13 protein-coding genes are annotated in these 14,363 nt (G+C 41.2%); 11 read left to right on the top strand and 2 right to left on the bottom strand.

The genetic code is table 11. The annotated features are described in order from the left end of the window. Positions 1–315 precede the first annotated feature (315 nt). The 8 genes from NSQ99_RS11055 (at position 316) to NSQ99_RS11020 (ending at position 8,804) form a co-directional block, all read left to right on the top strand. Complete coding sequence (locus NSQ99_RS11055; RefSeq protein ID WP_340836598.1) at positions 316–1,047, top strand: ZIP family metal transporter; 732 nt, start codon at positions 316–318, stop codon at positions 1,045–1,047. A 414-nt stretch (positions 1,048–1,461) separates the two neighbouring features. Beyond that, positions 1,462–1,944, top strand: coding sequence for a DUF2975 domain-containing protein (locus NSQ99_RS11050; protein WP_340836596.1), 483 nt, complete (start codon positions 1,462–1,464; stop codon positions 1,942–1,944). A gap of 10 nt (positions 1,945–1,954) precedes the next feature. After that, the gene (locus NSQ99_RS11045; RefSeq protein WP_251665356.1) at positions 1,955–2,170 is read left to right on the top strand and encodes a helix-turn-helix domain-containing protein; all 216 of its coding nucleotides are present in this window, start codon (positions 1,955–1,957) and stop codon (positions 2,168–2,170) included. Positions 2,171–2,622: 452 nt separating this feature from the next. Continuing rightward, a complete protein-coding gene (gene ltrA / locus NSQ99_RS11040; protein WP_340836593.1) occupies positions 2,623–4,041 on the top strand; it encodes a group II intron reverse transcriptase/maturase in 1,419 nt (472 codons plus the stop codon). A gap of 169 nt (positions 4,042–4,210) precedes the next feature. Continuing rightward, positions 4,211–6,334, top strand: a complete 2,124-nt coding sequence (locus NSQ99_RS11035; protein ID WP_340836591.1) for an MMPL family transporter — start codon at positions 4,211–4,213, stop codon at positions 6,332–6,334. Positions 6,335–6,349: 15 nt separating this feature from the next. Then, the gene (locus tag NSQ99_RS11030) at positions 6,350–7,021 is read left to right on the top strand and encodes a response regulator transcription factor (RefSeq protein ID WP_251665354.1); all 672 of its coding nucleotides are present in this window, start codon (positions 6,350–6,352) and stop codon (positions 7,019–7,021) included. Next, positions 7,018–8,409 (top strand): sensor histidine kinase, encoded by a 1,392-nt coding sequence (locus tag NSQ99_RS11025; RefSeq protein ID WP_340836590.1) that lies wholly within the window; start codon positions 7,018–7,020, stop codon positions 8,407–8,409. The genes NSQ99_RS11030 and NSQ99_RS11025 overlap by 4 nt, the downstream gene beginning before the upstream one ends. Then, on the top strand, positions 8,409–8,804 hold the full coding sequence (locus NSQ99_RS11020; RefSeq protein ID WP_251665352.1) for a hypothetical protein: 396 nt from the start codon (positions 8,409–8,411) through the stop codon (positions 8,802–8,804). The genes NSQ99_RS11025 and NSQ99_RS11020 overlap by 1 nt, the downstream gene beginning before the upstream one ends. Before the next feature lie 110 nt (positions 8,805–8,914). Here the strand turns inward: NSQ99_RS11020 and NSQ99_RS11015 are convergent, their stop codons facing one another. Together NSQ99_RS11015 and NSQ99_RS11010 are read right to left on the bottom strand one after the other, a co-directional pair. Next, positions 8,915–9,646: a cytochrome c oxidase assembly protein gene (locus NSQ99_RS11015; protein ID WP_445670547.1), complete on the bottom strand. Its 732-nt coding sequence runs from the start codon at positions 9,644–9,646 to the stop codon at positions 8,915–8,917. A gap of 97 nt (positions 9,647–9,743) precedes the next feature. Further along, positions 9,744–10,247 carry a DUF2243 domain-containing protein gene (locus NSQ99_RS11010; protein WP_340836588.1) on the bottom strand — a complete coding sequence of 168 codons (504 nt, stop codon included), beginning with the start codon at positions 10,245–10,247 and terminating at the stop codon, positions 9,744–9,746. A 282-nt stretch (positions 10,248–10,529) separates the two neighbouring features. Here NSQ99_RS11010 and NSQ99_RS11005 point away from each other — a divergent pair, with 282 nt between their 5' ends. The 3 genes from NSQ99_RS11005 to NSQ99_RS10995 all read left to right on the top strand — a co-directional run bounded on the left by NSQ99_RS11005 (position 10,530) and on the right by NSQ99_RS10995 (position 14,343). Beyond that, positions 10,530–12,938 carry an excinuclease ABC subunit UvrA gene (locus NSQ99_RS11005; protein ID WP_340836587.1) on the top strand — a complete coding sequence of 803 codons (2,409 nt, stop codon included), beginning with the start codon at positions 10,530–10,532 and terminating at the stop codon, positions 12,936–12,938. Further along, positions 12,935–13,924, top strand: coding sequence for a serine hydrolase domain-containing protein (locus NSQ99_RS11000; protein ID WP_340836585.1), 990 nt, complete (start codon positions 12,935–12,937; stop codon positions 13,922–13,924). Before NSQ99_RS11005 ends, NSQ99_RS11000 begins: the two co-directional genes overlap by 4 nt. Before the next feature lie 110 nt (positions 13,925–14,034). After that, positions 14,035–14,343: a winged helix-turn-helix transcriptional regulator gene (locus tag NSQ99_RS10995; RefSeq protein ID WP_340836583.1), complete on the top strand. Its 309-nt coding sequence runs from the start codon at positions 14,035–14,037 to the stop codon at positions 14,341–14,343. Positions 14,344–14,363: the final 20 nt, after the last annotated feature.

The following is a 14,363-nucleotide window of genomic DNA, read 5'->3' as shown; positions in this document are numbered from 1 at the left end:
CAAATTTGCTGTAAACGGAAGTTATTAGCGGTAATGAAAGTGTATTAATGATCTGTACACATGAATATGAACAATTTATAATAAATAAATGGCACATAACAATGAATGGCCTTACATAGATTCATTTATTGGATTCGTTGCAATGAAATAGGAACAATTTCTGTAAAGAGCAATAAAATAGTTATTGTGCCTAACAGAAACGGTCAATCGATGAACTGCAATAGTTGACGCGCAGCAGGTACATGATACCTCAGGTGATGTTTATGCTTATCGTTATCCAGCATGGGGAAATTTGTACTGAAGGAGCAAAGCTGAATGGTTAGTGCAATTATAGGAAGTTTTATATCTGCTATGGCGACTGTGCTTGGCGCACTGCCACTGCTTTTTGTAAAAAAACTGTCTGAAAAGTGGAAGGATATACTGGTTGCGTTTACCGCAGGCATCATGGTGAGTGCAACGACATTTGGATTAATTCCGCAGGCGCTCGAGGAGTCAAAGCTATGGATTCTGACAGTTGGTCTAATCGTTGGAATACTCGCGCTTGACCTTATAGAGAAAAATGTGCCTCATATTGATATTGAGCGCTATAAAAGTGTAAAGCAATTTGATACGAAATCACTGCTTGTCATCATTGCCTTGTTTCTTCACAATATACCAGAGGGCTTGAGCACTGGCTTTAGCTATGCCAGTGAAAATGAAGGACTCGGACCAATGATTGCGATTGCGATCGGTGCACAGAACATTCCAGAGGGCCTTATCTTAGCCGTTTTTCTTATACAGTCAAACGTAAGCAAGCTTCGTGCGATATTGATTGTAACGATTACTGGGCTAGTAGAGGTTGTATCGGCGATTGTGGGGTATTTTACAGCCGCCTATATTTCTTGGCTTATTGGTTTTGGGCTATCCTTTGCCGCAGGAGCTATGTTATTTATCGTATATAAGGAGCTAATACCTGAAACACACGGTCATGGCTACGAGCGTCCAGCAACCTATTCATTCATTATTGGATTAATTGTAATGATTTATATTAGTTATTTTTTTGGATAAGTAACCTTTACGGCGACCAATCATTTGGTCGCTTTTTTTATATAAACTTACGTAAAAATAATTATGTAAACTAATATGGCTTGAAAAAATATTGTTAAAATCGTAAGCACAAAACAGAACATATGTTCTATAAAAGGGTAAAGTAACAAATTGATTAAATGAATATGTAAATAAGTGAAATAATGATAGAACATTAGGTATCACAATAAAGAACACAAGATAAGCGACGGGTTACACCATAACACCGTCACATAGGGTGGACGTAGCAGTAATTCAGCACCTGTAAATAGGAATTTTATCATTTTCGATGGAAGCGAAACAATAAAATATTTTTCTTATTTAATAATTATTTATTGTAAAACGATAAATAATATGCTACATTCAATATGACATTACATTTGAGAGGTGCTTTTTATGAAACGTGTATCAACAGCCTTTTTGAAGGCAGCTGTAATTGTAATTGGTATTCCCGTGCTAGCAGCATGTATATTTGTAGTTCCTGCCTTTGGAAACTTTGCAGCTCACTTTTTTCCTGAGTTTTCAGCTATGAAAATTGTTGTCATGCTTTACATGTATGTGACGGTGCTGCCTTTTTATTTTGCCTTATACAAGGCCTATCAGCTACTGAATTATATCGATCAAGGCCGAGCTTTTTCAGAGCTGTCAGTTCAGGCGCTACAAGTCATTAAGCGCTGTGCAGTCATTATTAGCGCTCTGTATGTTCTATTCTTGCCAATGGTTTATCTCTTGGCTGAATATGACGATGCTCCTGGCTTGATTCTGATCGGGCTATTCATTGTTTTCGCTGCACTGGTCATTGCGGTTTTTGCAGCAGTACTGCAAAAATTGCTGCAGGAAGCAATCGACATTAAATCGGAAAATGACTTAACGGTCTGAGGTGATAAATATGGCGATTATTATTAATATTGATGTCATGCTAGCAAAGAGAAAAATGAGCGTAACGGAGCTGTCGGAGAAGGTTGGGATTACGATGGCAAACCTTTCAATCTTGAAAAATGGGAAGGCTAAAGCGATCCGAATATCGACATTAGAAGCGATATGCAAAGCTCTGGATTGTCAGCCGGGTGATATATTAGAATATCAAAGTGACGAGGAAACGTAACATAAATAGAAGCAGCGATTTCATAACGATGAGATTGCTGCTTTTTCTTGTGCGCCACGCATGGCGCGTAACTAGGCGGTGAAAGTCCGCTATGGGGGCTGGCAGTTGCCAACCATTAGCCAAGAGCAAGGGTGTCCATCGTGAGGTGGAATCTGAAGGAAGCTGGAGGCAAAGTTCCGACCCGAGGAACACGAATCGCATCAGGCATCTGTAGTGGGATGAGTCTGCAAGACAAGACGAAATCCAATAAACTGCACAGACACGAAGATGTAAATGCGGCGGGTGCATGGAATGAAAGCTACGCGTCTTACCGTGGGAGGTCTCATGGACGCATGAAGCGCATGTGCAACATGTGGTTGAAACAAGATTTGTCATGAGAAGTCAGCAGATACCATAGTAGTAACGCGATCGACCGCGTTATGAAGGGTTGAACCTAAGGAGGTGTTTAGTCAATGAAAGTTACCAAAGTCGGGATAAAAGAAAGCAGAATACCTTGCTGTGGCAAGGGCTACCTGCAAAGAGCTAGTGCGGAACACGAAGGGTATACAGGAGCGCTTACTGACAAGCGGATAACGGAAAACAACAACACCAATACAAACAGTCGAGAGGACAAGCTTTTAGAACGAATCTTAAACCGAGAAAATCTGAACAACGCTTACAAGCAAGTAAAGAGAAACAAAGGTGCGCACGGCGTCGACGGGATGGAAGTGGAGCATCTTCTACACTATCTCAAAGACAATGGAGATGAATTCATAAAACTAGTCCAGGACGGAAAATATCGTCCAAATCCAGTCCGAAGGGTGGAAATTCCCAAGGACAATGGGAAGATGCGTACATTAGGCATCCCAACAGCAGTAGATAGGATGTTGCAACAAGCGATCACGCAAGTGCTAACCCCGATCTTTGAACCTCAATTCGCAGAAACGAGCTACGGTTTCAGACCGAAAAGAAGCACACACGACGCACTAAGGAAGTGTAAGGAATATGCGAATGAAGGATACACCTATGTCGTCGACATGGATCTGGAAAAATTCTTCGACACGGTCAACCAATCGAAAATGATCGAGCTGCTGTCCAGAACAATAAAGGATGGTAGAGTAGTATCACTCATTCACAAGTATCTCATTGCAGGGGCGATGAATAAGGGGAAATATGAAGAAACAGAACTTGGCCTAGTACAGGGAGGAAATATTAGCCCATTATGCAGCAATATCATGTTGAATGAACTTGATCAGGAACTGGAGCGCAGAGGAATCAAGTTTGTGAGATATGCAGATGACATGATTCTCTTCGCGAAGACAAAACGATCAGCACAGCGGATGCTAGAGCATATTCTACCTTTTATTGAAGGGAAGCTTCGGCTAAAGGTGAACCGAGAGAAAACGGTGGTTGCCTACATTGGTAAGATTAAATTCTTAGGATATGGATTCTATCCATCCAAGGACGGGATCAAACTACGTGTTCACCCGAAGAGCACGAGTAAAATGAAGGCGAAGATCAAAGAACTAACGGCTAGAAGCAACGGATTAGGATACAAACAATTGAAGATAAAGCTAAAACAATTCATAGCAGGATGGCTGAACTACTTCAAGCTTGCAAATATGAAGAATCTGCTGAAAATAACAGATCATTGGTTAAGAAGAAGACTACGCATGTACATCTGGAAACAATGGAAACGAGTACGTACCAGATATACGATGTTGCGTAAATTAGGAAAAGATCACCACACAGCGCTCAAGTTTGCGTATACAAGAAAAGGCTACTGGCGATCTGCCAATAGCCCAATATTGAGTACAACCGTAACCGATGCACGCTTAAAACAAGCAGGATACACAACCTTCCTAGAATATTTCAAGACTGTAAAAGTATAAACTTAGGAACCGCCGTATACCGAACGGTACGTACGGTGGTGTGAGAGGTCGGCTGATTAATTAATAATCAGCCTCCTACTCGATTGTTAATCTATGGAAACTAGCGAGTTTATATTTAATTTATATAGCTGTGCTAGAGTAGTTGCATTAACAAAGAGGAGGAATTACGTTGAAAAAACTGTTAAATCCCATCACAGATTGGGTGTCAACGAAGCGCGGGATGTGGATAACAATTTCCGTTTGGTTGGTTGTTATGATTGGGCTAAGTGCTGGCCCCCAATTAAGTGAATATAAAGTGACTAATTTTCAGTCACTGCCAAATGATGCACAGTCGATCATTGCTGAAACGAAGCTAGAAGAAATTTTTCCAAATGATCAAGGAACACCTGGTATACTCGTTTTTCATAATCCGAATGGAGATGTGAGTCATGACGAAGTAAAAGTAATATTAGACCATATTAGCTCGGCTAATATTTCGGGTATAAAATCTATCGTTGATATTAGTAAATTGCCACCTCAAGCACTTTCAGGCTTCATGTCAGAGGATTTATCTACGATGATTGTTCCGATGAGCCTAGAAGCAGGTCTCGGTAACAGCGAATATGCCGAGATCAATGATAAAGCTTCAGAGCTCGGTAATGAGGCGGCTGAGGGTCTTAGTACTGAGTTTTATATAACGGGTCCAGCAGGAATTGCGGGAGACACGGTAAAGCTGTTTGAACAGGCTGATTTTGTACTGCTCTTCGCTACAATTATTATCATCCTATTATTATTAATTTTAATATACCGTTCACCTTTGCTAGCTATTATTCCACTACTAGCAACGATTATCGTGTATCAGGTAGCGAACCAATCCATTGCCTTGATGGGATCGTTTGGATTAGAAATCAACAACTCGACAACATCGATTATGAGTATTCTGTTATTCGCTGCTGTCATTGACTATTCGTTGTTTGTATTCTCACGCTATCGTGAGGAATTAAATAAAGTTGAAAGCAAATATACTGCAATGAAGCAAGCGATGCGAGCGACTGGCGAGCCTGTATTCTTTGCTGGTGGAACAGTACTAGCAGCAATGCTTATCTTGTTCTTTACAGAATTTCGTGATTATCAAAATTTCGCGCCGGTGTTCGGCATGGCGATATTCGTCATTATGCTGGCATCCATCACACTCGTCCCTGCACTATTCACATTATTTGGACGAAAAGCGTTCTGGCCTAAGGTTCCTAAATTCGGTGAAGATCAAGAAGTTAAGCACAGAGTATGGGGAGCTATTGCAAAGTTTGTCGTAAATAAACCAGTGATCAGCGGTGGACTCGTAGCTGTGTTCTTAGTAGTTACCGCCTTGAATGTTTTTAATTTGGATTATGAATTCGATACAGTTAAAAAATTCCCTAAAGATCTACCTTCTCGTGTCGGCTATGAAATCGTTGAATCAAAATTCAATAAAGGGGAGCTGGCACCATCCACCATTCTTCTAGAGTCTGGAGAAGCACTAGATGAGAATCAAATTGAGCAATTTAGAAGCAAGCTAGAGAGCTATGAAGAGATTGACTCCGTCCGATTAGCTGGAATAAGCGAAGATTCAAAAGCAGTGAAATTAAGTACAGCTTTATCGCTGAACCCATATTCTACCGAGGCGATTGACTTCGTAGAGCAACTACAAGGAGAGTCGACTTCGATCTTAAGTGAGTTACAGCTTCAAGGCGATGTATATTACGGTGGTGTGACAGCTAAGTTAGTTGATGAACGAGATATTAACAATAGTGATATTATTAAGATCGTAATTTTAGAAAGTATACTAATTCTAGTGCTGCTGATTGCTTTAACACGGTCAATAAAAATGGCGCTGTATATGATCGCAACCATTCTTATTTCCTATGTATCGGCTCTAGGGCTAGGCATATTCCTAGTTGATGTATTGTTTGGCTACGACTCCATCAGTACCCGTGTTCCGGTATATGCATTTATATTTTTAGTAGCGCTTGGTATCGATTATAATATCATTATGGTTTCCCGCTTCCTCGAAGAGAGAAAAACATTAAAGCTAAAGGATGCTCTTGAAGTGGCGATTCGCAATACTGGTGGAGTCATTTCATCGGCTGGTGTAATCTTAGCAGCTACTTTTGCTGCACTGACAACGATGCCGATTGCAGACTTGTTTGTGTTTGGATTTATGGTTGCGATTGGTATACTAATTGATACATTCCTGGTTAGAGGTTTATTGCTGCCGTCTTTGATCTTATTTTTTGAGAAGGATAAGGACAAGACATCAATCTCTTCCCAGAAATAATAGGGAGGAGACGTTATGAAAATTTTAGTCGTTGATGATGATTATGATATATTACAGCTGGTAACGATTCATCTAGTGCGAGAGGGCTATGAAGTATTACAAGCTCAGAACGGACTAGAGGCCCTTAAGCTGCTTGAGGAAGCAGAGGTTAGCCTCGCGATCGTCGATGTAATGATGCCTGGGATGGATGGATATTCCTTGACTAAGATTTTAACGAAGGAGTTAGACATTCCTGTTATCTTACTAACAGCAAAGGGGCAGCTATCTGATAAGGAGCAGGGGTTTAGATCGGGGACAGAGGATTATATTGTTAAGCCGTTTGAGCCGAAGGAGCTTTTGTTCCGAGTTGCCGTTGTGCTTCGTAGATATGGACGAGCATCGGAGAGTGTGTTACAGGTCGGTAATGTTAAGATCAATCGGAGCGATTATGAGGTCATCATCAACGATAAAACGATTCTATTTCCAATGAAAGAGTTTGAGCTGCTCGTTATGCTTGCTATGCGGGCCAATAAGGTTACACCCCGCGCTGTCCTTATTGAGCAAGCATGGGGCGAGGACGAGCAGGAACATGAGATGACATTAAATACGCATATGAACCGGATTCGTGAGCGACTTAAGCGATATCATGCGTCGATTGAGATCCAGACCGTCCGTGGCATCGGTTATAAGCTAGAGGCTGCAGAATGAAGACACTATATCGGGAGTTTATATCTGCTACGCTGCTCATTTTAGGCATCAGCATTTGTATCGGCTTTTTATTGGCGAATATCGTATACGTCGTGTTTACGAAGGATGAGATTACGAAGCAAAACGTTGAGGTTGCTGAGCAAATTGTACTCAATCTCGAAGAAATGCATAAATACGGCGATACGTTCCAGCCGTTTTTAGATTCGATTGCACGTTTAGGCTACCAGATTTATCTTACGAACCAAGCCAACGAGCACTATTACTTTGGAGAACCCTTCGAGTATAGTGAGCTGCCTGAGCCAATTAAGACTCAAGTGTTAAACGGTGAGTCCTATATGGGGAAGGAAGGGGTTTGGGAACAATTTTGGATGATGGGTCATTTTTCTAATGATATTACTAACACGATTGGTCTACCCCTGCAAATCGAACACGAGACGTATGCATTATTCGTAAAACCGGATAGCAAAACTTTATTCTCAGACTTTCATATGATGCTGGCAGGCTTTATTATCGCTATCGCGTTAGTTAGCTTAATCGGTGTCATCATAATGACAAAGCAGCTTATTCGTCCGATCTCTGAGCTGTCAGAAGCAACAAAAGCGATTACGAACGAGGATTTCACGTATTCGCTCGGCATTCATCGAAAGGATGAGCTTGGACAGCTTGCGGAAAACTTTACATTGATGCAGCAGCAGCTGAAGCATAATGATGTTGCACGTAAATCATTTATAAGCAACGTGTCTCATGATTTCCAGTCACCTCTAATGAATATTCAAGGTTACGCAGATCTGCTTCTCAGTTCCAAGCTGGAGGAGAAGGAGCGATTACAATACGCGAGGATTGTTAGCGATGAAGCCAAGAGACTATCTAACCTGACGAAGCAGCTATTACTCATTACGTCACTCGACCAATCTGGCTATCCTGTGAAAAAGAGTGTGATCCGACTAGATCAGCAGATTAAGGAGTCGATTAGAAAGCATCAGTGGAGCGTTCAGGAGAGAAATCTAACCATTTCCTATAAATTGGATGAAGCTTCGTTGTTGTCCGACCCAGAGCTGTTAGCGATCGTATGGGATAACTTAATTACAAATGCTATCAAGTACAACCAACCAGACGGTCAAATCTTTATCTCCTGCACTAATGATGAAGCCAGTATAATTATTAGGATTGAGGATACTGGTATCGGTCTATCTGAAGAGTCCGCAGAGCAGGTATTTGATCGCTTCTATCGCGTGGATACAACCCGCAAAAAGGATGGAACAGGTCTTGGTCTATCCATCGTAAAAGAAATTGTAACGCTGCTAAACGGTACCATAACGCTCGAAAGCGAGCTGGGTAAAGGAACCACCTTTACGATAATTTTACCAAAGGAAGGAAATGATCATTAATGGAACAAAAATGGAGCTTAATTCTTATTCGCTACGCTGCGATATTCGGTATTATTGGAACGTATATTGGTTCCAAGATGTCTGGTGAAATGGATTATTCCTTGCGACCAATCCACGCCCATATATTACTGGTAGGTTGGTTGAGCGTATTTGCATGGGGGATCTTCTATAAAAACTATAAGGTAAAGTACAAGAAGCTTGTCACGGTTCAAGGATGGCTAGCTATACTGGGATCTTTCGGGTTAACGTTTGGTATGTGGATGTATAATCTGAATCCGTTTAATCTAAATGACACCTTAGTTATGATTCTTTTTATTGTAGGTGGGTCGCTTCTGATGCTTGCATTTCTACTATTTGCAATCATTACGTTTTTTACAGAGAAAGAGCAAGCTTAAGCTGGAATAGAAGCAGTCAAAGCCAGCCAAAAGTTTTAGTAATGGAATGATGTTGACATTGCAAAGGAATTCTATGCCTTATGTGGTATGGTTAGGAGCTTTCTAACGATTCACGGGTGGCTGAATTCCTTTGCTTTTTTGTTTAATCGAGGTCTAGCTGCTCTATACCATTGCAAGCAAAGGATGAAGATCAACAGAATATCGATCAAATCTCCGCCGTAGTACATGAGCATGCCACCACGTTCTGCTTGATCTGCAGGTACACCAGTGGGAGGAAAAGCGTAGATAATCTTGGACAGTATACCGTGAGCTGCTAGCGCTACGATCAAGATAATCGCACGAGTGAAATACGAGGTCCTATGAGACATCGGATCAATATAAATGATCGACACCGTAAATAAATAACCAGCGATAAATACGTGCGCATGGATGAATATATGTAAAACGGTATGCTCATGCATGAGTATATAGAGATTCGTAGTATACAGGTACCAGAGCCCGCCAATATTCAATAATGCTGTTATGATTGGGTGAGTAAGCCATTGTGCCAGTCGGCTTCTTAGTAGTGCTGCTAGCCTTCTTGCAAGTGGAACGCTAAGCGAGCGAAGAAGCAGCGTTAATGGTGCTGCTAGTGCGATAAGCATCGGTGCAAGCATACCTAATAATAAGTGACCGACCATATGGGCTCTGAAATCTACAAATCCTTGCTCTGCTAGCGGTCCAATTACCGAACCAATAGCAAGTAGACATCCAGTTACCCAGCAAGCGGTACGAATGCTTGGCCAACGCTTATACTTTCGATTAGTAGCTGCAACGGCAACGATATACAATACCAATACCATGACGAATGGCAATGCCAAGATGATCTGCGGAATAATGCTTGTGATGTCATGGTCGTACATTCCCTTGCTAGGAATATGCTCGTCATGGCTCATAAGGCTATTCATGATCATGTGAAACGGCCTTTCTTGCATAAGTATGCTTTCTTGCACGAGCGACAAGGATAAGCCCTACTACAATCATAATGACGGCAATAACATTCCAGATTAGATCGTATACGATGACATTGTCTACATAACGGATCTGGTGAATGCGCATAAGCTTATGCTGGATCGTCCCATCATATAGCTGAAAGCTTCCTCCACCAATTAATTTTCCTGCCCACCATTTCATTCCCCAGTAGACATTACGCCGGCGGAGATCAGCCAGCATAAATAAGCCTCCAATCGTAGTAAACCAGCTAAATGCATGGAAAAGGCCGTCAGAGATGAGTCCAATGTCTGTCGTGGACTTGTCATAAAAGTGATGCCAGTGCAGCAGCTGATGAAACACGGCTTCGTCAATGAAAGCAGCTAAGCCTATGCCGAATAAAGCACCTGACCATAGATTACGCTTGGAGTATGCAGATAAAGTATCAAACGCAGATTGGTGTCGAATAGTCATGCTGTTCTCCTTGAAATATTGATGTAAATATTACTTTGAGTGTTGCCTTCATCCTGTAGAAATAAACTATCGTGAGTGATGAGGGTGATTGAGAACAAATTTACGACCTAATGCGTTAGACATTAATGTAATAAAACTGTTCGAAATTATGTAAATATTTACATAAGAACATGTGTTTGTTAATATGGAATGAAACTACGCTTTATGTCAATTCGAATCAAGTCTCGAATCGCATCATGAATAGTCTCTCATCGCAAGCCAATTTGTCGTGTGGAGGAAAATATGAATGAGTTTATCGAAATAAAAGGTGCTCGAATACATAATCTCAAAAACATTGAGGTCCGCATTCCTCGAAATAAATTGACGGTTATTACTGGTGTATCAGGGAGTGGCAAATCTAGTCTAGCTTTTGACACTTTATATGAAGAAGGTAAACGTAGATATCTGTTATTTTCAGGAGAACAATATACGGTGGATACAGACTCCAAGTTCGAAACGATCACTGGTCTTTCTCCCACTGTTGCGGTTGAACAGCGTATTATACGTCAATCGAATCCTAGAAGCACAGTTGGTACGAGGTCGAAGGTTGGTCATTTACTAGCTGTTCTCTATGCTTCCTATGGAGATCGAGAGTCTATGTACGATGATGGCTTACCACTATCGATGGAGTTTTTTCAGAAGAATTCCCCTAAAGGAATGTGTGTAAAATGTTTAGGAACAGGACGACATCAAGAGACTGACGAAGAAGCCATCATTAATAAGACAATCCCTATTAAGAGCATATTTGATGGTTTTCTAATGAAGCATCGAATACATAAAGCTAATTTCAAAAAATTCTGTGAGCTGCATCGTATCGATGTGAATGCTCCAATCGGAGATTTATCAGACGAGCAGATGTTATTGTTCAAATACGGCTGTCGTTTAAGTGGATTTGTCGGTGCAGTCGTATTTTTCCACGATATACAAAAGCATGCGATAAGCAAGCATATGCGGCACAATAAAGAAGGCAAGGAAGTCGAGCTGTGGGGAGTTAAGTTAGCATTAGTCGTGTGCCCTAAATGCCATGGTACAGGCCTTGGTGAACAAGCGATTCATACAACCATAGCGGGGAAAACAATTACTGAGCTAGAGAATATGTATATAGATGAGCTTTTAACGTATTTGCAGGATGAAAGAGGATCATTACCTGGCAAAAACATTATTGATGAAATCATCTTAAAGCTTCAGTGTATGGTAGATGTCGGTTTGCACCACCTCGCGCTATCACGTCAGGTGCCAACGCTTTCGGGAGGAGAGATTCAGCGTCTCTTCCTTGCATCATTTATTATTGCAGAGATGGACTCGATCATATTTATATTAGATGAGCCTACCATTGGGCTGCATGAGACGGAGAAAGAAACATTAATCAACATCGTTCGTAGTCTTGTCAATCGTGGTAATACGGTTGTTGCAGTAGAGCATGATGAAAATTTCATGCGTGCAGCAGATTATATTATCGATCTAGGACCAGACGCAGGGATATTCGGCGGTGAGAGGATTTTCCAAGGCAGTCCAGAACAGTTTATGCTGTGTGATAATTCTAGAACGGCACCTTATCTCTCAGGCAATTTAAGATTAAACGCTAAACGTTACTATAAACCAATAGATACGGAGAAGTTACTAAAGATCGAACATGCGACTTTACATAATTTGAAGAATCTCACTGTTTCCATTCCACTGGGATTGATGGTAGGCATTGCAGGGGTATCGGGTAGTGGAAAATCTAGCTTAATTAACGATACATTGGTCCTCAAGCTGAGGCAGTTGTTAAAGTCCAAGCTCGTGTATGATCGAGATGAGAGTGATGAATCGACTACCCCCGATGACGGTGTACTAGTAACTGGCATTGAGCATATCAAAAAATGCATTGTCGTTGACCAACGACCGATCGGCAGAAGTAAAACTTCCTGTCCCGCTACCTACACAAAGATAACGGATAAAGTGCGTGCGATGCTAGCCAATAAGCCTGAAGCCATTGACGGCGGATATACGGCTGGATTATTCACAATAAATTCTGAGGGTGGATGCAGAGCATGCAAAGGAGATGGCATCAAGAGCTATTATATTGGATTCGGAAATTTTGTCGAAGTAGAATGTGAAATATGTGGCGGTACAGGTTTTATTGAAGAAGCATTAAGCGTAACGCTGGATGGTAAAAACATAAAGGACATCATGAACATGAGCGTAGCTGAGGCAGCAGAGTTCTTCGGCCTCGAACAATCAGAGGCTTACAATAAATCAGTATCGGCTATTTTGACCACGCTTCAACGTGTTGGATTAGGGTACATAACGCTTGGACAAAAAACACCAACGATATCAGGCGGTGAAGCTCAACGAATTAAACTGGCTAAGGAGCTTTGCAAACAAACTGGCAGCGGCAATGTTTATATCCTTGATGAACCAACAACAGGTCTATCGTTCTCAGATACTGCCCGTTTAATTGAGTTGTTGCAGCAGCTCGTTGATGCAGGGAATACCGTCATCGTTACAGAGCATGATCCTTCTGTCTTGGCAAACTGTGATTATATCATTGAAATGGGGCCTGGCGGCGGCAGCTATGGTGGCTATGTCATTGCTCAGGGAACGCCAGAGAAATTAGGAATCAACGAACATTCTATTATCGGTAAATATATAAAGCAGGTGTTATTATGAGCTATGAGTGGTCGTTCTCTACTCCTGAAGAAGAAGGTCTGGATCGAAATGTGCTAGAGCAGGTAGATCATTATATTAGGCAAAAAAGATACCGCCTAGTGAATAGTGTGTTAGTGGTGAAGAATGAAAAAATTGTGTTTGAACATTACTACAATAAGTATGATGAGCATAGCAGAAACCATATTAAATCAATCTGGAAAAGTATTTTGTCTGTTGTGACCGGGATATGTCTTGATAAGGCGATTATTAAAAGCTTAGATGAACCAATCGGGAATTATTTGCAGGAGTTTTCACAGCAGCATCATCCTTATCACAAGCTAATTACAATACGGCATTTGCTTACAATGACTTCAGGCATTTACTGGAATGGAGGAGTCCACTATCATTGTCCGATGGTTGCGCAAATGATGAGAACGAATGATTGGACGGCACATATTGCGGATATTGCTATGAATAGTGTACCTGGCATGCATTTTCAGTATAAGGAATGGGATGTGATGCTGTTATCTGCTGTTATTGGCAGAGCATGTGGAGGCACCGCATACGACATAGCAAAGGAATACTTATATGAGCCACTCGATATGATTAGTGGAAGCTGGCCTCAAAGTCCATGTGGCTTCTCCTATACGGTGATGAAAGGGGAGGAAGCGTCTGATTTGTCCGCAAGAGACCTTGCAAAAATCGGGCTGTTGCTTCTAAATGACGGAAAATTTAACGGTAAACAGATTGTTTCCTCTGAATATATAAAACAAATCGTTAGTACGTCATCTTCCCATGCTATCGTAGACACAAGGGCAACTGATAACGGATATGGGTTTCTATGGTTGCTCTATCCGAATGGATACGGTGCGAGAGGATTTGGCGGACAGGAGTTAACCATCATTCCGGGAAAGGACTTTATTTCGGTTATTCAAGCGACACCGACGTCTTCTAGTAAATTTTATGGTGATATTCATGAGAATGTATTGAGCAAGGCTATATTGTAAGAGAATACAATACACTACTAGAGCACCAAGTTCGAGTTATAGGAGCTATTTTAACATTTGGTTTGTTATTTTAGGTGCTCTTACTTAAAAAGAAAGGAGATGATTTATCAATGTTACGTCAGCGTGAATGTCCAGTTGAGACACTCATTCATGTTTTAGGTGGAAAATGGAAGCCAATGATTTTATGGCATTTGATTGAATCCAAAAAGAGATTTAACGATTTGGAGAAGCTTATACCTGATGTTTCACAAAAAATGCTTTCACAACATCTTCGAGATTTGGAACGAGAAGGCATAGTCGATAGAAAGGTCTACCCCTCTGTCCCCCCCAAAGTAGAGTATTCTCTTAGTGAATACGGCAGAACATTGATTCCTGTAGCAGAAGTCATGTGTGTATGGGGAGAAAATCATAATATGTAAATGTCAACATAAACATGTAC

Origin of the sequence: Paenibacillus sp. FSL W7-1287, assembly GCF_038004245.1 — a bacterium.
Lineage (GTDB): Bacteria > Bacillota > Bacilli > Paenibacillales > Paenibacillaceae > Pristimantibacillus > Pristimantibacillus camelliae.
Note: the sequence above shows the minus strand (reverse complement) of the source record. Positions and strands in the feature narration are given on the sequence as shown.